This window comes from Streptomyces parvus, from assembly GCF_014648875.1.
GTDB lineage: Bacteria > Actinomycetota > Actinomycetes > Streptomycetales > Streptomycetaceae > Streptomyces > Streptomyces parvus.
Genome location: NZ_BMRY01000004.1, coordinates 667,906 through 685,741, shown reverse-complemented (window position 1 = coordinate 685,741; position 17,836 = coordinate 667,906). Strand labels below are relative to the sequence as shown.

Below are 17,836 nucleotides of genomic sequence, written 5' to 3'. Positions count from 1 at the left end.
TCGCCCGGCACGGACCCGGGTCATCTCCCGGTCCCGCTGCGCGAGAAGTGATCACCGGCTGCTGCCGGGCGGGCACTGCCCGGCTACTGCCCTCCCGGCAGCAGCGTCCCCGGTTCGGCCGGGGCGACCCCGACCGCTCTGGTTTTCAGGTTGCGCCGCTGCCGCTTGGCCACCCAGGTGGCGAACCACGAGAGCAGCATGCACATCCCGATGTAGATCGGCGAGATCACCATCACGACGGGGATGAAGGGAAGATCGTAGTCGAGATTCGACGCGATCAGCTTTCCGGCGTGGAGGAATTCCTCGTAGGTGATCAGATAGCCGAGTGAGGTGTCCTTCAGCGCGACCACCAGCTGGCTGATGATGGTCGGCAGCATCGCGCGTACGGCCTGGGGCGCCAGGACGTACGTGGTGACCTGGGTCTTGCGCATGCCGAGCGCGTACGCCGCCTCGCGCTGGCCCCGGTCCACGGCGTTGATCCCGGTGCGGAACACCTCCGCGAGGACCGAGCCGTTGTAGAGGGTCAGCCCGGCGACGAGGGCGGGCAGCGGCTGGACCTTCAGCGCCACGAAGATGAAGAAGATCATCACGAGCACGGGCATGGCCCGGAAGAACTCGACCAGCAGGGTGGAGATCCAGCGCAGCACCCGGTGTTCGGAGAGCCTGCCGACGGCGAGGACCGCGCCGAGCGCCAGCGAGAGGACCGCCGCGTACGCGAACGCCTTGAGGGTGTTGCCGAGGCCGCGCAGCAGCAGTTCCTGAATGCCCTTGTACTCGAAGGGCGTCCACTTCTCCGCGGTGAACTGGTCGGTGTCGAAGAGCAGGTAGACGATCCAGCCGAACAGCGCCAGGATCACCACCGTGGAGGCGATCCCGTACATCAGGTGCCGTCTGCGGGTCACCGGTCCGGGGATGTCGTAGAGCGCGGTGGCCTCGGGCGCCGAAGCCCGGGACGCCTTGCGGGTGAGGGTCTTGGTCATCGTGCGACTCCCCAGCGCTTCTCCATCACGTTGAACACCGCGCTGATGGTCAGGGTGATGATCAGGTAGCCGACGGCGATCCAGATGAAGGACCAGATGATGCTGTAGCCCAGTTCGTTGAGCGTCTTGTAGGTGCCGAGGAGTTCGGTGACGCTGAACGCCCCGGCGATGGCGGAGTTCTTCGCCAGCGCGATCAGGGTCGAGCCGACCGGCGGGATCACCGACCGGAACGCCTGCGGCAGGACCACGGTGCTCAGGGTCTGCCCGAAGTTCATGCCGAGGCTGCGGGCCGCCTCGCCCTGGCCCTTGGGCACGGTGTTGATGCCGGAGCGCAGCACCTCGCAGATGAACGCCGAGGTGTAGCAGCCGAGCGCGATGACGGCGAAGAGCTGGAACGGCAGGACGAGCCCGAAGCGGGGCAGGCCGAGCAGGACCGCGAAGAACAGCAGCGTCAGCGGGGTGTTGCGGAGCACGGTGACCCAGACCGTGCCCAGCACCCGGAAGGAGCCGACGGGCGCGACCCGGAAGGACGCCATCAGGAAGCCGAGGACGAGCGCCAGCGCCGAGGCGTAGACGGTCAGTTCGACGGTGCCGAGGAAGCCCTTGCCGTAGAGGGAGAAGTTCTCTGTCAGTACGTCCATGGGTGAGGCGCGTCCCCTCAGGTCGCCGGGTAGCGGTCGATGGGCGGCGGGGTCGGCGCGGGCGCTCCGGAGAGGCCGAGCGTCGCGTCGTACGCCTTCTTCCAGTTGCCGTCTTTCTCGTTGGCCTCCAGGGCGTCGTTGAGGGCGTTGCGCAGGGCGTTGTCGCTGCGCGGTACGCCGATGCCGTACGGCTCCTCGGAGAAGGGCTTGCCGACGACCTTCATCTCCTCGGGCGCCTTGGCGGCGAAGCCCAGCAGGATCGCGTCGTCGGTGGTGACGGCGTCGACCTGGTAGGTGAGGAGGTTGTCGACGCAGATCGAGTACGTGTCGTAGGCGACGAGGGTCGCCTTGGGGTAGTCGGCGGCGATCCGCTGGTAGGGCGTGGAGCCGGCCGCCGAGCACACGGTCTTGCCCGCCAGGTCCTGGGGCCCCTTGATGTCGTCCTCGTCGGTGCGCACCAGCAGTCCCTGGCCGGCCATGTAGTACGGGCCGGCGAAGCCGACGAGCTTCTTGCGCATGTCGTTGATGGTGTAGGTGCCGACGTAGTAGTCGATCTGGCCGTTCTGCAGGGCCGTCTCACGGTTGGCGGAGGCGATCGTGCGGAAGCGGATCGTCTTCGGTTCGAAGCCGAGCGAGGCCGCCATCATGCGGGCGATCTCGATGTCGAACCCGGAGTAGATGCCGCTCGCCGGGTCCTTCTCCCCCAGGTAGGGCTGGTCCTCCTTGGCGCCGACGATGAGATAGCCGCGCCGCTTCGCCTTGGTCCAGGTGCGGGAGTCGGGCAGTTCGAAGCCGGTGTCGACCTGGTACACCGGCAGGGCCTCGGCCTTGGGGCCCTTGACCGGCGGGCTGCCGTCCTTGCCGCAGCCCGCGGCGAGTGCGGCGAGCAGGAGACCGGCCACGAGGGCGGCGGCCCTGCCCGTACGCGTGTTCCTCGTACGCAACATGGAATCCCCCCTCAGTGCTTGAGGATCTTGGACAGGAAGTCCTTGGCGCGGTCGCTCGACGGGGACGTGAAGAAGTCCTCCGGGACCCGGTCCTCGACGACACAGCCGTCGGCCATGAACACCACGCGGTTGGCGGCGGACCGGGCGAAGCCCATCTCGTGCGTGACGACGATCATCGTCATGCCGTCCCGGGCCAGTTGCTGCATGACCTCCAGGACCTCGTTGATCATCTCCGGGTCGAGCGCCGAGGTCGGCTCGTCGAACAGGAGTGCCTTGGGGTCCATGGCCAGGGCTCGGGCGATGGCCACGCGCTGCTGCTGGCCGCCGGAGAGCTGGGCGGGGAACTTGTCGGCGTGCGCGGCCAGCCCGACCCGCTCCAGCAGTTCGCGGGAGCGCCGGTCGGCCTCGTCCTTCTTGCGCTTGCGGACCTTGAGCTGCGCCAGCGAGACGTTGTCCAGCACGGTCTTGTGGGCGAAGAGGTTGAACGACTGGAAGACCATGCCGACTTCGGCACGGAGCTGGGCCAGGCCCTTGCCCTCCTCGGGGAGGGGTCTGCCATCGATCGTGATGCTGCCGGACTCGATCGTCTCCAGCCGGTTGATCGCCCGGCACAGGGTCGATTTCCCCGAGCCGGAGGGGCCGATGACCACCACCACCTCCCCGCGGCCGACGGTGAGATTGATGTCCTGAAGTACGTGCAACTCTCCGAAGTGTTTGTTGACGTCCCTCAGTTCGATCAAAGGATCGACGGCCATGCGCTGCCCTACCCACTTGTCGCTGTGTCGAGGTCAGCGCAAACTATCCATCGCGAAAAGGGACTTCGCACCCGACACGCGTAAATGGCGCAAAAGGCTTTTTAACTGGATTAGCCGAGGAGAGCGGACGCTCTCCGGCCCCCGCTCAGTTCTCGGCGGACTCCGCGTACACCTGGGAGAGCTCCGGACTGCCCGCCATCGCCCAGTCGAGCCCGGCCGAGACGACGTCGATCTCCCGGCCGGACTCCAGCCGCACCACGGGCTGGCCGCTCGGCCAGATGTCCCACGCGGCGCCCGGCACCGTCCGTACGATCACCGTGCCGAGATAGAGGCCGGCGTCGTTGCCGAGCCAGGGCAGTTCCTCGGGGTCGTCGCGCCAGCGGGGCGGCAGCTGGTCGAGCGCGGCCAACGAGGCGGGTGTGTCGTCGAGTTCGAGTCCTTGCTGCCCCGCCCGGACGCGCAGCAGTTCGCATTCGGCGAGCAGCTCGGCCACACCGTCGGGGTCCGTCTCGACGGCGGCGGCGAGCGTGCCCGACTGCGTACCACCCTGACGCTTACGCCAGTTGTCCAAGAAAGGGATGTTCATACCACTAGGGTCCCATCCCGGCCAGGTTCCGCACCACAGGGCGCGCGGCGTTCACCGGTCCCCCACCCCGCCCCGGCCGTGAATCCGAGCGCATATCTAAGGTGCGTACATGAGTGCACAGACCTACATCGCGGAACTGTTCTCACTGGAGGGCCGGGTGGCGGTGGTCACCGGAGGCAGCTCCGGCATCGGCCGGGCGATCACCGGCGCCCTGGCCCGGGCCGGCGCGAGTGTCGTCGTGGTGGCCCGCCGGGAGGCGGAGCTGCGGGAGACCGTGGACGAGCTGACCGGGGAGGGCTGCCGGGCCTCCTGGGTGAGCGCGGACCTGAGCACCGTCGAGGGGGTGCGCGTCGGGGCGGAGGAGGCCGCGGCGGCGTTCGGGGAGCCGGACATCCTGGTGAACTGCGCCGGGATCAATCTGCGCCCGCCGATGACCGAGCTGGGCGAGGACGTCTGGGACACCACGATGGCGGTGAACCTGAAGGCACCGTTCCTGCTGGGGCAGCGGTTCGGGCCGGGCATGGCCGAGCGGGGGTACGGGCGGATCATCCATGTGACGTCGCAGCAGGCGCACCGGGCCTTCGTGAGCAGTGGCGCCTACGGGGTGTCCAAGGGCGGTCTGGAGTCGCTGACCCGCTCGCAGGCCGAGGCGTGGTCGTCGCACGGCGTCACGGTGAACAGTCTGGTGCCCGGGTTCGTGCTGACCCCGCTGAACGCGCGCCTCCAGTCGGACCCGGAGAAGGTGGCGTCACTGGCGGCTCGGACGATGGTCGGCCGCAACGGCCTCGCGGAGGACTTCGCCGGGGCCGCGGTGTTCCTGGCGGGGCGCTCATCGGCGTACGTCACCGGGCAGTCGGTGTTCGTGGACGGCGGGTTCTCGGTGCACTGAGGCCGCCGTCCACGGGCACGGGGGTTGCCGCGGGGCTCAGGGCTTCTGCTGCCGGAGGGCCCCGGCCGCCTCGCCCACCGCCCGCTCCACCGCGGCGGACACGGCCTCCTTGTCGAGGCCGAGGCCGGTCAGCACGCCGGAGCCGTCCTCGAACTCCAGCAGGGCCAGCAGGATGTGCTCGGTGCCGACGTAGTTGTGGCCGAGGCGCAGGGCCTCGCGGAAGGTCAGCTCCAGGACCTTCTTGGCGTCCGCGTCGTACGGGATCAGCTCGGGCGCCTCGTCCACCGGGGCGGGCAGCGCCGCGGTCGCCGCCGCCCGCAGCACGTCCGGCTCCACGCCCTGCCCGACGAGGACGCGGGCGGCGATGGCCTCGGGCTCGGCGAGCAGGCCGAGGATCAGATGGGCGGGGACGATCTCGGCGTGCCGGGCGGCCTGGGCCTCGTTGTGGGAGGCGACCACCACGTTGCGGGCGCGCGGGGTGAAGCGGTTGAAGCCCTCGTTCGGGTCGAGGTCGGATGAGCCCTCGCCCTTCTTGGGCACGAAGCGCTTCTGGGCGGCCTGGCGGGTGACCCCCATGCTCCGTCCGATGTCGGTCCAGGAGGCGCCGGAGCGGCGGGCCTGGTCCACGAAGTGGCCGATGAGGTGGTCGGCCACGTCTCCGAGGTGATCGGCGGCGAGGACCGCGCCGGAGAGCTGCTCCAGGGCGTCGCCGTTGGTCTTCTTGATGGCCTCGATCAGATCGTCGAGGCGTACGGAAGGGGTGACGGGAAGAGGCTGCGTCATGTGACAACCGTAGGTTGACACCCGAGAGGGTGTCAACCTTGGGTTGTCACATGCCCTGCGGTCTCCCGCCCGCCCTGCTCAGAGGTCGAGGTCGACGACCACGGGAGCGTGGTCGGACGCGCCCTTGCCCTTGCGCTCCTCGCGGTCGACGTAACTGTCCTTGACCACGGCCGTGAACGGCGCGTTGCCGAAGGTCAGGTCGATCCGCATGCCCTTGTTCTTGGGGAACCGCAGCTCGCGGTAGTCCCAGAAGGTGTAGGCGCGGTCGTACTTGAGGGGGCGGGGGTGGACCTCGCTCAGACCCTCCGCCTCCAGGGCCGCGAGGGCGGCGCGCTCGGCGGGCGTCACATGCGTGGCGCCCTCGAACAGCGCCGGGTCCCAGACGTCCTCGTCGGTCGGGGCCACGTTGAAGTCGCCCAGGACCGCGAAGGGCAGGGACCCGGCGGCGTCCGCCGCCACGGCCTTCCGCAGGGCCTCCAGCCAGCGCAGCTTGTACGCGTAGTGCTCGTGCTCGACCTCGCGGCCGTTGGGCACGTACACCGACCAGAGGCGCAGCGGGCCGCAGGTCGCCGAGATCGCGCGGGGCTCCTGCACGCCGTCGTACTCCGGGCCGCCGGGCAGCCCGGTGACGACGTCGGCGAGGCCGACGCGGGAGAGCAGCGCGACCCCGTTCCACCGGCCGGTGGCGTTGACGGCGGATTCGTACCCCGCCTCGCGCAGGGCTTCGGCGGGGAACTGCTCCGCCGTGCACTTGGTCTCCTGGATGCACAGCACATCGGTGCCGCTGCTCTCCAGCCAGGCCAGAAGCCTCGGCAGCCGGGCGGTGATCGAATTGACGTTATAGGTGGCGATGCGCATGGCAGCCAACCTAGCCGCTCCCACTGACAGCGGCCGCCGGGCTCACAGCTCGGTGGTGCCGCCCGGGGCCAGCCGGCCGTGGTCCGCGCCGCCCAGGGCGCCGACCTGGTTGTCGTAGATCGGGCGGGCCAGATCGGTCAGCAGGGCGTCGTGGACGTCGATGGCGCGCCGCGGCTTCACCTCGCGTACGTAGTCGATGACCTCGGAGATCTTGCTCCAGGGGGCCATCACCGGCAGCAGCAGCGTGTCCACGGGGCGCTCGGGAACGGTGAGCGCGTCGCCGGGGTGGAAGACCGAACCGTCCACCAGGAAGCCGACGTTGGTGATCCTCGGGATGTCCGGGTGGATGACCGCGTGCAGCTCGCCGTGCACGGTGACGTCGAATCCGGCGGCGGAGAACGCGTCCCCGTCGCCCACGGTGTGCACCCGGCCCGGGAAGGCGGCCGAGAGCTGCTCGGCGACGCTGCGCAGCGTCCAGATCTCGGCCGCCGGATTGGCCTCCAGGCCCGCGCGCAGCCGTGCCTCGTTGAAGTGGTCCGGGTGCTCGTGCGTCACCAGCATGACGTCCGCGCCGAGCGCCGCGTCGTCCTCGGAGAAGCCTCCGGGATCGATGACCAGGATGCGCCCCTCCTTCTCGATCCGGACGCAGGAGTGGGTCTTCTTGGTGAGGGTGAGTGCCCCGGGCGATGCGTTCATGGCCCCATCCTGCTACGCGGGCGGGGTGGTTTCCTCCTGGATCACCTTCTGCGCCACGGCGAAGGCGGCTCCGGCGGCCGGGATGCCGCAGTAGACGGCGGTCTGGAGCAGGACTTCCTTGATCTCGGCGGGCGTCAGACCGTTGCGCAGGGCGGCCCGGGTGTGCGCGGCGAGGCCCTCCAGGTGGCCGGAGGCGACGAGTGCGGTGATCGTGATGACGCTGCGGGTGCGGCGGTCGAGGCCGTCGCGGCTCCAGACCTCGCCCCAGGCGTACCGGGTGACCAGCTCCTGGAAGTCCTCGGTGAAGGCGTCGGCCGTCTCGTTCACCGCGTCGACATGGGCGTCCCCCAGCACCTCGCGGCGGACCTTCGTGCCCTGCTCGTACCGGTCGTCCGGGGTCGGCGCGACGGCGTCGGGGGCGGTGGCGGCCGGGGCGATCTCGGCCACCGGGACGAACGGCACGGCGGTGGCGGCGGGCGCGGTGACGTGGGGCAGCACGGGGATCGCGGCCGAGGTGTCCTGCTGCCAGGCGGTGGAGAAGTGCATCAGCAGCAGGTCGCTGACGGCGGCGGGCTGCTCGACGGGCGCGAGGTGGGAGGCGCCGGGGACGAGCGCGAGGCGGGCGTCCGGTATCCCGGCGACCAGCGTGCGGGCCTCGGCGGGCCCGGTGACCTGGTCCTCCGCCCCGACCAGCACGAGGGTGGGGACGCCGATCCGGCCCAGGGCGCCACGGATGTCGAACGCCGCGAGCGCCTCGCAGGCTGCGATGTAGCAGCCGGGGTCGGTGGTGCGGACCATCTGCACGGCCCATTCCACGATGGCGGGCTGGGCCGCGGCGAACCCGGGGGTGAACCACCGCTCGGGCGCGGTGCGGGCCATCGGCTCCAGCCCGTTGGTGCGGACGATCACGCCCCGCTGACGGAACTCGTCGGCCGTGCCGAACCGGGGCGAGGAGGCGACGAGGGCCAGCGAGGCGACCCGGTGCGGGTGGCGCAGGGCCAGGTCCGCGCCGATCGCCCCGCCGATCGAGCAGCCCGCGTAGCCGAAGCGCTGGACGCCGAGCCCGTCCAGGGTCGCGAGCAGCCGGTCGCCCAGCTCGGCGACGGAGGCGGCGGCGTGGGCGGGCGCGCCGCCGTGGCCGGGCAGGTCGTAGCGGAAGACCCGCCAGTGCTGGGACAACTCGGGTATCTGGCGGTCCCACATGTGCCAGGTCGTCCCCAGCGAGGGACCTATGACCAGGACCGGGGCGTCCTCGGGACCGTCGACGCAGTACTTGAGGGTGTTCCGTGGTGTGTCGCTCACCCGCTCGACCCTCTCATCCGGCTACCGCCTCCCCCAACTCAGGTGGCCGGTGTCCCGCGCGACCGGCCTCGCGGGCCGCCGGCCTCGGCGCCGGCCGTTCGAGCGGCGACGCGTCCGGCTGTGCCGATGTACGGACCGTCTGCTTCCGGCCTGACCGGGCTGTACGGACCGTCTGCTTCCGGCCCGACCCCGCGGCCGCGGCGCTTCACGCCCGACGCGAGAACGGCCGGCACCGGGAGATCCCCGGCGCCGGCCGCCCCTGGGCCGGTGCCGTCAGACGCGGTCGGCCGCGATGAGGACGTACTGGAAGGACCCGTCCCGGTAGGAGTTGATGAACGCGTCCTCGATCCCCGTGACCAGCGAGGACGTGGCCCGCAGCTCCCAGTAGGGCAGGGTGTCGGGGGTGAGGTCGATCACGGCCTGCGGCACAAGGCGGTTGTCCGCCATGGCGCGCAAGTACTCCCGGCGGGAGTGGATGTTGCATTCGAAATGCGCGTTGATCTGCGAGACCCACTTCGACGGCTGACCGTAGCGCGGGTTCCAGCAGCCGGTGACGGTCACGTAGCGGCCGCCGACCTCCAGGACACGGGCGTGCTCGGCGAAGAGATCGCCCAGGTCGACGTACATGCTCGACTCGTTGTTCCAGGAGGCCGCGGCGGAGCCGGTCGCGAAGGGCATGGAGAGCATGTTGCACACCGTGGCGCGGACGTGGTCGTCGATGCCCAGCTCCGCGGCACGCCCGTTGGCGAAGTCGGCCTGCTTGGCCGACAGGGTCACGCCTTCCACCGAGCACCCGAAGCGCTGGTGCGCCATCACCATGGAGCCGCCGCGGCCGCAGCCCGCGTCCACGACGGTGTCGTCACGCCCGATGGCGCCGAGGTGTCCGAGGAGAACGTCCGCCTGCGCGGACTCCAAGCGGTGGAGCTCGGCGATCAGTCGGTCCTCGTACCCCCTGTCCTCCGGGTCGCCGAGCGCGGCGGTGTCGACATCGCCGACCCCGTAGTGGTGGTGGTAGAGGCCGTCGACGTCGCCGAGTCGCAGGTTCACGGGCCGGGCCTCGCCGTCCCAGTAGCGGGCGATGTCTCCCTGGTAGGGGGTCGCCGGGCCGGGGATGTGCAGTGCGGCGGGAGCGGTGGCGGTCAGTTCGGCGCTGGTCACAGATGTTTCCTTCTCTTCTACCAGAAATCGGGGAGGCTGTAGCGATAGGTGTTCGACTGATGCCAGTGGTGGTTGCCGTCGACCCAGGCGGCGACGCCTCGCAGGAAGCGTTGCGCGCCCGGAAGGGGACAGGAGAGGGCCAGTGCGGCGGCCTCGGTCTCGAAGTCGCGCATCAGCTCGTTGTGGATCTCGACCGACTTGAGGTAGGCGTCCTTGTCCGACAGCCCCTCGCGTTCGGCGATCACGACGGGCAGGTTCAGGTGCCGGCCCGGAGCGTCGAGTTCCTTGGTGTACGAGTAGAGGTCGTTCACGATCGTCGTCGCGTTGGAGGCCAGGGCGATGACTTTCTGCATGTCGGCGCGGGCGTGCAGATCCGCCGGGAGTTCGTAGCCGCCGACGGTGTCGGTGATGGTGGGGCAGGGCCGGAAGTTGTTGAACTGGCGCATCACCAGGTACTCCCAGACCTCCGGGACCCGGTCCTGCTGGGCCCAGGCCGCTTCGGCGAGATACCCCAGGTGCAGGCGCGCCATGTCGTGGCGGAGCCGGTCCGCCTGGGAGGGTGCCGCCGCGCGGACGAAGTAGTCCATGGCGGAGCGGTAGGCGCGCCGGGGGGCGTCCGCGTGGAGCGAGGCCGACCAGTCCGGCTGGTACTCGCGCGCGGTGTACAGGGGGTCCAGCGCGGTGTGCGCGAGCAGAAGCCGCTCGCCGAGGCCGATGGGCGACCCGCCGTGGTCCTCGCAGTAGCAGTCGTCCACGGCGTTCTCGGCGACCATCAGGCGGGTGGCGAGCATCAGGTGGTCGACGGTGGGCGCGTCCGGGTGGCAGCCGACCATGTACCGGCCCACGGAGAAGCCGTCGAACTGCTCCTCCCACTCCTCGGGGTACAGGGAGACCTCGTCCAGGGCCCAGTCCTTGATGCGACGGCTGACCTCCTCGACCCGCACCGGGTCGGGCTCGGGGATCGGGTGGTGGTAGAGACCCGGAACCGGTCGGCCGCGCTCCGCGGCCGCCGGCGCGGGAGGCTCCTCGCGCGGTGTCAGCCGCAGACCTGCCGTGCCCAGGCCGTGGGGTCCGCTCAACAGCCGTTCCAGGCCGCCCGCCCGGCCCGTCCACGCGGCCTCCGTCCCACCGGCCTGCGGTGGGACGACCGGTGAAGGGCCCGGGGGGAGGCCGACCGATGGGGGCGTCGCGGCTGCTTCGGACGGTGCGCAGGCGGCGGCACCGAGGCCAGGGGCGCAGGCCTCGACCGCGGCGCCCGCGGTCGCCCCGAAGCGGGAGAGGGCCTCCGGCAGGCTCGACCGCGGAAGCGGCAGGTCGGGCACGGGCATGCGTGGCTCCTTGATGAGGTGGGCTGGTCTTCGACGACGTCCGGGCACGCGGTCCGCTTGCGGGCTCCGCGCCGCGCCCACTACCTGGGCCAGTGGGCGATCTGTACGTTCTCCAGCACGCCGACCGCGTCGGGCACCAGGATGGCGGCGGAGTAGTAGGTGCTGACGAGGTAGGAGATGATCGCCTTGTCGTCGATGCCCATGAAGCGCACCGAGAGGCCCGGTTCGTACTCGTCCGGCAGCCCGGTCTGCCGGAGACCGATGACGCCCTGGTTCTCCTCGCCGGTACGCATGGCGAGGATCGAACTGGTCTTCTCCGGGGTGATGGGGATCTTGCCGCAGGGCAGGATCGGGACGCCTCGCCAGGCGGGGACCTGCTGGCCACCGAGGTCGGTGTGGTCCGGGTAGAGGCCGCGCGCGTTGAACTCGCGCCCCATCGCCGCGATCGTCCGGGGGTGCGCGAGGAAGAACTTGGTGCCCCGGCGGCGGCAGAGCAGCTCGTCCAGGTCGTCCGGGGTCGGCGGGCCGGAGTGCGGCTGGATGCGCTGCTTGAAGTCGGCGTTGTGGAGCAGACCGAAGTCCCGGTTGTTGATCAGCTCGTGCTCCTGGCGTTCCCGCAGCGCCTCGATGGTGAGCCTGAGCTGTTCCTCGGTCTGGTTCATCGGACCGTTGTAGAGGTCGGCGACCCTGGTGTGGACCCGCAGAATGGTCTGGGCCACCGAGAGTTCGTACTCGCGCGGGCGCAGCTCGTAGTCGGCGAAGGCGCCGGGCAGCTCGTGCTCGCCGACGTGGCCGGCCGACATCGCGATCTCCGCCTCACCGCGGTGGTTCTGCCGCTGCCGGGAGCGTGCGGTGAACTCGGCGAGGTGGGCCCGGAGCTCGGCCGAGCTCGACACGATGGCCTCGAAGTCCGCGCGGGAGAGCGTGAGCAGGGTGCCGGCGGTCTCGGCGGTGGCGGTGTGCGCCCACCGGGCGTCGTCGTCCAGCAGGACGTGCTCGCCGAAGTGGTCCCCGTCCGCCAGGACGTCCAGGGTGACCTCGTCGCCGTAGCTGCCGACGGAGGTCTGGCCGATCCGGCCGTGCGCGACGAGGTGGAGCTGGTCCGCGGCCGCGCCTCGCTCGACCAGCGTCTCCCCCGCCCGGAAGTCACGCTGGACACACCGGTCGGCGATGGCGGTCAGGACCTCGATGTCGTCGAAGTCCCGCAGCGGGGCGAGTTCGCCCAGCTCCTGGGGGATGACCCGGATCGTGGCCCCGTCCTGGACGAACTCCACCCGTCCGTCACCCACCGTGAAGGAGAGACGTCGGTTGACCCGGTAGGCACCGCCCTTGGTCTCGACCCACGGGAGCATCCGCAGCAGCCAGCGGGAGGTGATCTCCTGCATCTGCGGGGCGGACTTCGTCGTGCTGGCGAGGTTGCGGGCCGCGGCCGTCCCCAGGCTGGACTGCCGGGGCACTTCCAGCCGGGCTTCCGGGCTCGATTCAACAGTCATCGGGCAGGCTCTCCTTGGTCGGGCGGGACGCGCGCATGCGACGCGAACGGTCGTAGGGGTGGGAATGCGGAGGAAAGATCCGATAAGGAGATGAACCCCCTCCAGATCCAGGGGAACACTAAGGGCCCCGCCACCGTTCGGACCAAGGAAATCCACCGACGTTAGCTCGATACGATGATCGCGCCCGAGGAACGTTTGGCCGCGTTGGACGGATTTCAGCCGTGCTTGCGAGGGCCGTCCGGCAGGCGTCCCGGGCTGGTGGAGCCCACAACGGCCCATGCGCGACGAAATCCGGCCTGCCTGGGCGGGCAGGCGGTGGCAGTGCCGCGCGGGACAGGGTAGGGCGGCTGCGGAGAGTGGCCACGCACACGCGAGTCGGCCCCGGCGGGTGGGATATCCGCCGGGGCCGACTCGCTCAGGCTCCGCGGGGGGGGGCGCCTCACGGGCTCACGGGCTCACGCCCAAGGGTCGCCACACGGGCTCACGGTCAGGGGGTCGCCGCCGATACGACATAGACGACGGGGCTGGCCGGATCGGTCATGTTGACCGTGATGTTCTGGGTGGGGCGCGGCTTCTTGTTGCTGTGCGTGGTGCCGGCCCAGTGCTCGCCCGGGCCGAAGGACCAGCCGGTGATCTTGATGTCCCGCGGGCTGATGGAGATCCTGTCGGGCTCCAGCGCCGCACGTCCGGTGCCCACCCCGGTCAGGAAGCGGTCGAGACCGGCGGAGGTGGTACGGAACTTCACGTACAGCCGGCTGGCCTTCCAGTTGTTCGTCTCGTAGTACTGAACGCCCTGTCCGTTGCCGGGCACCGGGATCTCGAAGATCCGGCGCTGCATCTTGGAGGGCCAGCCCTCGCGCAGCCCCTGGGCGGCCGCCTCGGTCTCCTTGTCCATGCCCGAGCGGCGGCTCTGGCCGGCCGAGATCAGCAGGTAGCCGGCCGGGATGCCGATCAGCAGCACGATGATCGTGGCGGTGATGAAGCGCCGCTTGAACACCCGCCGGCGGTCCTCGGGCGGTCTGCCCTCGCCGTCGCCCGGAGACTCCGACTGGTGCGGCACCACGGGGTGCTCGGCTGCGATCATGATCAGGTGGTCCCTAGGTGCTGCGGCGACGTGAGGCGTACGGAGGGGTGGACGCCGGAAAGGGCGGTCGCGGTTCAGTCGGCGGTACGGGTGGACCGCGTGTTGCGGATGGTGCTCGCCGCCTGGTCGTAGATCTGGGCGTAGCGCTCGTACCGCTCGACGCGCCGCCGGTTGGTCCGGCGGAAGCGGCGGGCGACCAGCCGCGCCAGGTCCGCGGCGCCGACCATACCCGCCTCGGGGCCCAGCTGCGCCTTGGCGATCCTGGCCTCGGGACGGTAGCCGCGGCCGGTGAGATGGCGCTTGAAGGCGTCCCGGGCGGGGTTGATCAGGAGGTCGTCGGCGGCGCTGACGCCGCCTCCGATGACGAAGCAGGAGGGGTCGAGCGCGGCGGCCAGATTGGCGATGCCGATGCCGAGCCACTGGCCGATGTCCTGGAGGAGTTCGATGCACATCGCATCGCCCTCGCGGGCCAGTTCGGTGATGAGCGGCCCGGTGATGTCGGAGACGTTCCCCTTCACCCGGTCCAGCAGGTAGTGGGCGACCGGGGAGTCGGCGGCGGCCAGCTCCTTGGCCTCGCGGACGAGGGCGTTGCCGGAGCTGTACTGCTCCCAGCAGCCGCGGTTGCCGCAGGGGCAGCGGTGCCCCGAAGGGACGACCTGCATGTGGCCGAACTCACCGGCCACGCCGTACTTGCCGCGCTTGACCTGGCCGTCCTCCAGGATCGCGCCGCCGATGCCCGTACCGAGGGTGATCATGACGAGGTGGTCCTCGCCGCGGCCCGCGCCGAAGCGCCATTCCGCCCAGGCGGCGGTGTTGGCGTCGTTGTCGACCATGACGGGGACGACGAGCCGGGAGGCGATGGCGTCGCGCAGGGGCTCGTCGCGCCAGGCGAGGTGCGGGGCGAAGAGGACTTTGGAGCGGTCGGCGTCGACCCAGCCCGCCGCGCCGATGCCCACCGCGTGGACGTCGTGCCGGTCGGAGAGGTCCAGCACCAGCTCGACGATGGTGTCCTCGACGACCTTGGGGCTCTTGGACTTGTCGGGCGTCTCGGTGCGGACCTTCTCCAGGATGTTGCCGTCGGCGTCGACGACGCCCGCCATCACCTTCGTACCGCCGATGTCGATCCCGACCGTGGGGACGCGGGGCGCGGACAGGTGCGAGCGGCGTTCCTTGGTGCCGACCGTCCTGAGGACGGTGGCGCGGGCGGAGCCGCGGTGGGCGAAGTCGCGGTACGTGCTCATCGTCCCTGCGGGGTCTGGGGGGCCGGGCCGCTGTCGCGGCCGGCGGCGGACGGCGCCCGCCGGGCTCGATTCTGCCACTGCCCGGCCCCGGCGGGCCGACGGGCGGGGTCGGCCGCGCCGGGACGGGTCGTCGGTCAGGATCCTTCTTCGGTCGCCGCGGACGTGCCCGGGAGGGTGGGCGCGGGAGTGCGTTCCAGCTCGTGGCTGAGCTCCTCCAGCTCGCTGCCGCCCGCCATCTGCCGGGTCAGCTCGTCGAGCGTGATGTCGTCCTTGGTGTGGCTGCCGGACATCACTCCGCGCTTGAGGAGGACGAACCGGTCGCCGACGAGGTGGGCGTGGTGCGGGTTGTGCGTGATGAGGACCACGCCGAGGCCGGCGTCGCGGGCGGCCGCCACGTACTTGAGGACCACCCCGGACTGCTTGACGCCGAGCGCGGCGGTCGGCTCGTCCAGGACGAGGACCTTGGCGCCGAAGTAGACGGCGCGGGCGATGGCGACGCACTGGCGCTCGCCGCCGGACAGGGTGCCGATGGGCTGGTCGACGTCGCGCAGGTCGATGCCCATGCGGAGCAGTTCCGTACGGGTCGTCTCGCGCATCTTCCGGACGTCGAGGCGCTTGAAGGGGCCGACGCCGGTCGTGGGCTCGGAGCCGAGGAAGAAGTTCCGCCAGACCGGCATCAGCGGGACGACGGCGAGGTCCTGGTAGACGGTGGCGATGCCCCGGTCCAGGGCGTCGCGCGGGTTGGCGAGGGTCGTCTCCTCGCCCTCGATCAGAAAGCGTCCGGCGTCGTGTCCGTGCAGCCCTGCGATGATCTTGATGAGGGTGGACTTGCCGGCGCCGTTGTCGCCGAGGACGCAGGTGATCTCGCCCGCGTGAACCTCCAGCGAGACGTGTTCCAGGGCCTTGATGTTGCCGTAGAACTTGGACACGTCGTCCAGCTCGACGAGGGGGCCGGCGGTCTTCCCGGACGTCTCGGACGTGGCCGTCATGTCGTCGCCTCCGCGCGCTTGCGCACCCACGCGTTGAGCAGGGTGGCCAGGAGCAGCATCGCTCCCAGGAAGAATTTGAACCAGTCCGGGTTCCACTCGGCGTAGACGATGCCCTTGCTGGTCATGCCGAAGATGAAGGCGCCGACCGCCGAGCCGATCGCGGAGCCGTAGCCGCCGGTGATCAGGCAGCCGCCGATGACGGCGGCGATGATGTACGTCAGCTCGTTGCCGACGCCCTCGCCGGACTGGACGACGTCGTAGCTGAACAGCAGGTGCTGGCCGGAGATCCAGGCGGCGAAGGCGACGCCGAGGTAGAGGCCGATCTTGGTGCGGACGACCGGGACGCCGACCGCGCGGGCCGCGTCGGCCTGACCGCCGACCGCGAAGATCCAGTTGCCGAAGCGGGTACGGAGCAGGATCCAGGTGGCGACGGCGACGAGGGCGATCCACCACAGGATGGTCACCTTGAACTCGACGCTGCCGACGGTCAGCGTGGAGGCGAACAGGGCGTGGGCCGAGTCGAAGCCCTCCATGTCGCCGATCGCCTTGGTGGAGACGGTGCCGCTGATGAGCTTGGTGAAGCCGAGGTTCAGACCGGTCAGCATCAGGAACGTGCCGAGCGTGATGATGAAGCTCGGCAGTTTGGTGCGGGTCAGCATGAAGCCGTTGAACGCGCCGATGGCGAGCGTGACCAGCAGGGACACCAGGACGCCGACCCAGACGTTGGCCGTCATCTGGTAGCTGAACATCGACGAGATCAGCGCGGAGCTGGTCACCAGGACGCCCGCGGAGAGGTCGAACTCGCCGCCGATCATCAGCAGGGCCACCGGGGCGGCCATGATGCCGAGCACCGAGGCCGCGTACAGGACGGTGCCGAAGCTGGACGCCTGGAGGAAGCTGTCGGCGACGATCGCGAAGAACAGGAAGACGGCGACCGCGCCGACGACCGAGCCCAGCTCGGGGCGGCCGAGCAGCTTGCGGAGCGGCGAGGTGTGGACGAGGCGCTCGTCGAGCTGCGCGGGCTTCTCCGGGGCGGCGGTGGAGCCGCTCATCGGGTGCCCCGCTTGGTGTAGTCGGCCAGGGCGTCGGCGTCGTCCTTGGTGATGACCTGCGGGCCGGTCAGGACGGGCTGGCCGCCGCCGAGCACGTTGCGGTTGTAGCGGTAGAGCCAGAGCAGGTCGACGGCCTGGTAGCCCTGGAGGTAGGGCTGCTGGTCGACGGCGAAGCCGAGCTTGTCGCTCTGGAGGCCGGTGGCGACCTTGGCGTTGAGGTCGAAGGTGTCGATCTCGGCCTTGCTGCCCGCCGTCTGCTTGGCCTGGACGGCCGCGTCGGCGAAGGGGGCGCCGAGGGTGACGACCGCGTCGATGCTCTTGTCGGACTGGAGCTTGGCCTCGATGGACGCGGTGACGTCGGGCATGTTGGTGCCGTCGACGTACAGGTTCTGCATCGTGCCGTCGAAGGTCTTCTTCGCTCCGGCGCAGCGCTGCTCGTGGCCCACGTTGCCCTGCTCGTGCAGGACGCACAGCGCCTTCTTGCGGTCCCGGTTGTTCAGCTCGTCCCCGACGGCCTCACCGGCGATGGTCTCGTCCTGGCCGATGTGGGTGAGCGCGCCGAACTCCTTCGACTCGGCGGAGCCGGAGTTCACGGTGACGACGGGGATGCCGGCCTTGACGGCCTTGGCGACCACGGCCTTCATCGCGTCCGGCTTGGCCAGCGAGACGATCAGGCCGTCGACCTTCTTGTCGATCGCGGTCTGGACGAGCTGGGCCTGCTGGTTGGCCTCGTCGTTGTGCGAGTAGAGGAAGTTGATGTTGTCCTTGAGGGCCGCCTGCTCGGCGCCCTTCTGGACGATGTCCCAGAACGTGTCGCCGTCTCCCGAGTGGGTGACCATGGCGAAGGTCCAGCGGGGGGTGTTCACCGCGGCCCGCCCCTCGGCGGCCTCGGCCGCGCGTTCTTCCGCCCGCTTGCCGCCGGTGCTGCTGCATCCCGCGGCTGCCAGCATCACTGCCAGCACGGCGCCCAGTGCGCGTACCCCTGTCCGAACCCTTGCCACGACACCGTGCCCTTCTTCTGCTGTCCGCTTCGCCTGACCTGGCCGGGGGTGTG

Annotated in this window: 18 protein-coding genes; 1 reads left to right on the top strand and 17 read right to left on the bottom strand. The window is 70.4% G+C overall.

What is annotated here, in order from left to right:
• Positions 1-83 precede the first annotated feature (83 nt).
• The 5 genes from IE140_RS16610 to IE140_RS16590 all read right to left on the bottom strand — a co-directional run bounded on the left by IE140_RS16610 (position 84) and on the right by IE140_RS16590 (position 3,909).
• A complete protein-coding gene (locus tag IE140_RS16610; RefSeq protein WP_093443927.1) occupies positions 84-980 on the bottom strand; it encodes an amino acid ABC transporter permease in 897 nt (298 codons plus the stop codon).
• Positions 977-1,621 carry an amino acid ABC transporter permease gene (locus IE140_RS16605; RefSeq protein WP_006128632.1) on the bottom strand — a complete coding sequence of 215 codons (645 nt, stop codon included), beginning with the start codon at positions 1,619-1,621 and terminating at the stop codon, positions 977-979. The genes IE140_RS16610 and IE140_RS16605 overlap by 4 nt, the downstream gene beginning before the upstream one ends.
• A gap of 17 nt (positions 1,622-1,638) precedes the next feature.
• On the bottom strand, positions 1,639-2,568 hold the full coding sequence (locus IE140_RS16600; RefSeq protein ID WP_150193546.1) for a glutamate ABC transporter substrate-binding protein: 930 nt from the start codon (positions 2,566-2,568) through the stop codon (positions 1,639-1,641).
• Between the two features lie 11 nt (positions 2,569-2,579).
• Entirely contained in the window at positions 2,580-3,323 is a 744-nt protein-coding gene (locus IE140_RS16595; RefSeq protein WP_032775401.1) for an amino acid ABC transporter ATP-binding protein, read from the bottom strand.
• 145 nt (positions 3,324-3,468) lie between these two features.
• Entirely contained in the window at positions 3,469-3,909 is a 441-nt protein-coding gene (locus tag IE140_RS16590; RefSeq protein ID WP_032767886.1) for a DUF6278 family protein, read from the bottom strand.
• Positions 3,910-4,018: 109 nt separating this feature from the next.
• Between IE140_RS16590 and IE140_RS16585 the strand changes: the two genes are divergently transcribed.
• Complete coding sequence (locus IE140_RS16585) at positions 4,019-4,798, top strand: SDR family NAD(P)-dependent oxidoreductase (RefSeq protein ID WP_093443931.1); 780 nt, start codon at positions 4,019-4,021, stop codon at positions 4,796-4,798.
• Positions 4,799-4,834: 36 nt separating this feature from the next.
• Here IE140_RS16585 and IE140_RS16580 read toward each other — a convergent pair whose 3' ends face one another.
• From IE140_RS16580 to IE140_RS16525, 12 genes are all read right to left on the bottom strand, one after another.
• On the bottom strand, positions 4,835-5,581 hold the full coding sequence (locus tag IE140_RS16580) for a Clp protease N-terminal domain-containing protein (protein WP_150193547.1): 747 nt from the start codon (positions 5,579-5,581) through the stop codon (positions 4,835-4,837).
• Positions 5,582-5,659: 78 nt separating this feature from the next.
• A complete protein-coding gene (locus IE140_RS16575; RefSeq protein WP_093443935.1) occupies positions 5,660-6,439 on the bottom strand; it encodes an exodeoxyribonuclease III in 780 nt (259 codons plus the stop codon).
• Between the two features lie 42 nt (positions 6,440-6,481).
• Positions 6,482-7,135: an MBL fold metallo-hydrolase gene (locus IE140_RS16570; protein ID WP_150193548.1), complete on the bottom strand. Its 654-nt coding sequence runs from the start codon at positions 7,133-7,135 to the stop codon at positions 6,482-6,484.
• Positions 7,136-7,147: 12 nt separating this feature from the next.
• Positions 7,148-8,437 (bottom strand): bifunctional 3-oxoadipate enol-lactonase/4-carboxymuconolactone decarboxylase PcaDC, encoded by a 1,290-nt coding sequence (pcaDC, locus tag IE140_RS16565; protein ID WP_150193549.1) that lies wholly within the window; start codon positions 8,435-8,437, stop codon positions 7,148-7,150.
• A 273-nt stretch (positions 8,438-8,710) separates the two neighbouring features.
• Positions 8,711-9,595 carry a geranyl diphosphate 2-C-methyltransferase gene (locus IE140_RS16560; protein ID WP_093443941.1) on the bottom strand — a complete coding sequence of 295 codons (885 nt, stop codon included), beginning with the start codon at positions 9,593-9,595 and terminating at the stop codon, positions 8,711-8,713.
• 17 nt (positions 9,596-9,612) lie between these two features.
• On the bottom strand, positions 9,613-10,923 hold the full coding sequence (locus tag IE140_RS16555; RefSeq protein WP_150193550.1) for a family 2 encapsulin nanocompartment cargo protein terpene cyclase: 1,311 nt from the start codon (positions 10,921-10,923) through the stop codon (positions 9,613-9,615).
• An 80-nt stretch (positions 10,924-11,003) separates the two neighbouring features.
• Entirely contained in the window at positions 11,004-12,416 is a 1,413-nt protein-coding gene (locus IE140_RS16550) for a family 2B encapsulin nanocompartment shell protein (RefSeq protein WP_032775386.1), read from the bottom strand.
• A gap of 487 nt (positions 12,417-12,903) precedes the next feature.
• Entirely contained in the window at positions 12,904-13,500 is a 597-nt protein-coding gene (locus tag IE140_RS16545; RefSeq protein WP_093443943.1) for a hypothetical protein, read from the bottom strand.
• A 74-nt stretch (positions 13,501-13,574) separates the two neighbouring features.
• Positions 13,575-14,741: an ROK family glucokinase gene (locus tag IE140_RS16540; protein WP_030814486.1), complete on the bottom strand. Its 1,167-nt coding sequence runs from the start codon at positions 14,739-14,741 to the stop codon at positions 13,575-13,577.
• A 134-nt stretch (positions 14,742-14,875) separates the two neighbouring features.
• A complete protein-coding gene (locus tag IE140_RS16535; RefSeq protein WP_093443945.1) occupies positions 14,876-15,730 on the bottom strand; it encodes an ATP-binding cassette domain-containing protein in 855 nt (284 codons plus the stop codon).
• The gene (locus IE140_RS16530) at positions 15,727-16,782 is read right to left on the bottom strand and encodes an ABC transporter permease (protein ID WP_093443948.1); all 1,056 of its coding nucleotides are present in this window, start codon (positions 16,780-16,782) and stop codon (positions 15,727-15,729) included. Before IE140_RS16530 ends, IE140_RS16535 begins: the two co-directional genes overlap by 4 nt.
• On the bottom strand, positions 16,779-17,783 hold the full coding sequence (locus IE140_RS16525; protein ID WP_444545635.1) for a sugar ABC transporter substrate-binding protein: 1,005 nt from the start codon (positions 17,781-17,783) through the stop codon (positions 16,779-16,781). The genes IE140_RS16530 and IE140_RS16525 overlap by 4 nt, the downstream gene beginning before the upstream one ends.
• Between the last annotated feature and the right edge of the window lie 53 nt (positions 17,784-17,836).

Bases quoted from the DNA above. Each gene is read 5' to 3' on its own strand.
- IE140_RS16610 (WP_093443927.1), bottom strand. From the start codon at position 980: ATGACCAAGACCCTCACCCGCAAGGCGTCCCGGGCTTCGGCGCCCGAG.
- IE140_RS16605 (WP_006128632.1), bottom strand. From the start codon at position 1,621: ATGGACGTACTGACAGAGAACTTCTCCCTCTACGGCAAGGGCTTCCTC.
- IE140_RS16600 (WP_150193546.1), bottom strand. From the start codon at position 2,568: ATGTTGCGTACGAGGAACACGCGTACGGGCAGGGCCGCCGCCCTCGTG.
- IE140_RS16595 (WP_032775401.1), bottom strand. From the start codon at position 3,323: ATGGCCGTCGATCCTTTGATCGAACTGAGGGACGTCAACAAACACTTC.
- IE140_RS16590 (WP_032767886.1), bottom strand. From the start codon at position 3,909: ATGAACATCCCTTTCTTGGACAACTGGCGTAAGCGTCAGGGTGGTACG.
- IE140_RS16585 (WP_093443931.1), top strand. From the start codon at position 4,019: ATGAGTGCACAGACCTACATCGCGGAACTGTTCTCACTGGAGGGCCGG.
- IE140_RS16580 (WP_150193547.1), bottom strand. From the start codon at position 5,581: ATGACGCAGCCTCTTCCCGTCACCCCTTCCGTACGCCTCGACGATCTG.
- IE140_RS16575 (WP_093443935.1), bottom strand. From the start codon at position 6,439: ATGCGCATCGCCACCTATAACGTCAATTCGATCACCGCCCGGCTGCCG.
- IE140_RS16570 (WP_150193548.1), bottom strand. From the start codon at position 7,135: ATGAACGCATCGCCCGGGGCACTCACCCTCACCAAGAAGACCCACTCC.
- IE140_RS16555 (WP_150193550.1), bottom strand. From the start codon at position 10,923: ATGCCCGTGCCCGACCTGCCGCTTCCGCGGTCGAGCCTGCCGGAGGCC.
- IE140_RS16550 (WP_032775386.1), bottom strand. From the start codon at position 12,416: ATGACTGTTGAATCGAGCCCGGAAGCCCGGCTGGAAGTGCCCCGGCAG.
- IE140_RS16545 (WP_093443943.1), bottom strand. From the start codon at position 13,500: ATGATCGCAGCCGAGCACCCCGTGGTGCCGCACCAGTCGGAGTCTCCG.
- IE140_RS16540 (WP_030814486.1), bottom strand. From the start codon at position 14,741: ATGAGCACGTACCGCGACTTCGCCCACCGCGGCTCCGCCCGCGCCACC.
- IE140_RS16535 (WP_093443945.1), bottom strand. From the start codon at position 15,730: ATGACGGCCACGTCCGAGACGTCCGGGAAGACCGCCGGCCCCCTCGTC.
- IE140_RS16530 (WP_093443948.1), bottom strand. From the start codon at position 16,782: ATGAGCGGCTCCACCGCCGCCCCGGAGAAGCCCGCGCAGCTCGACGAG.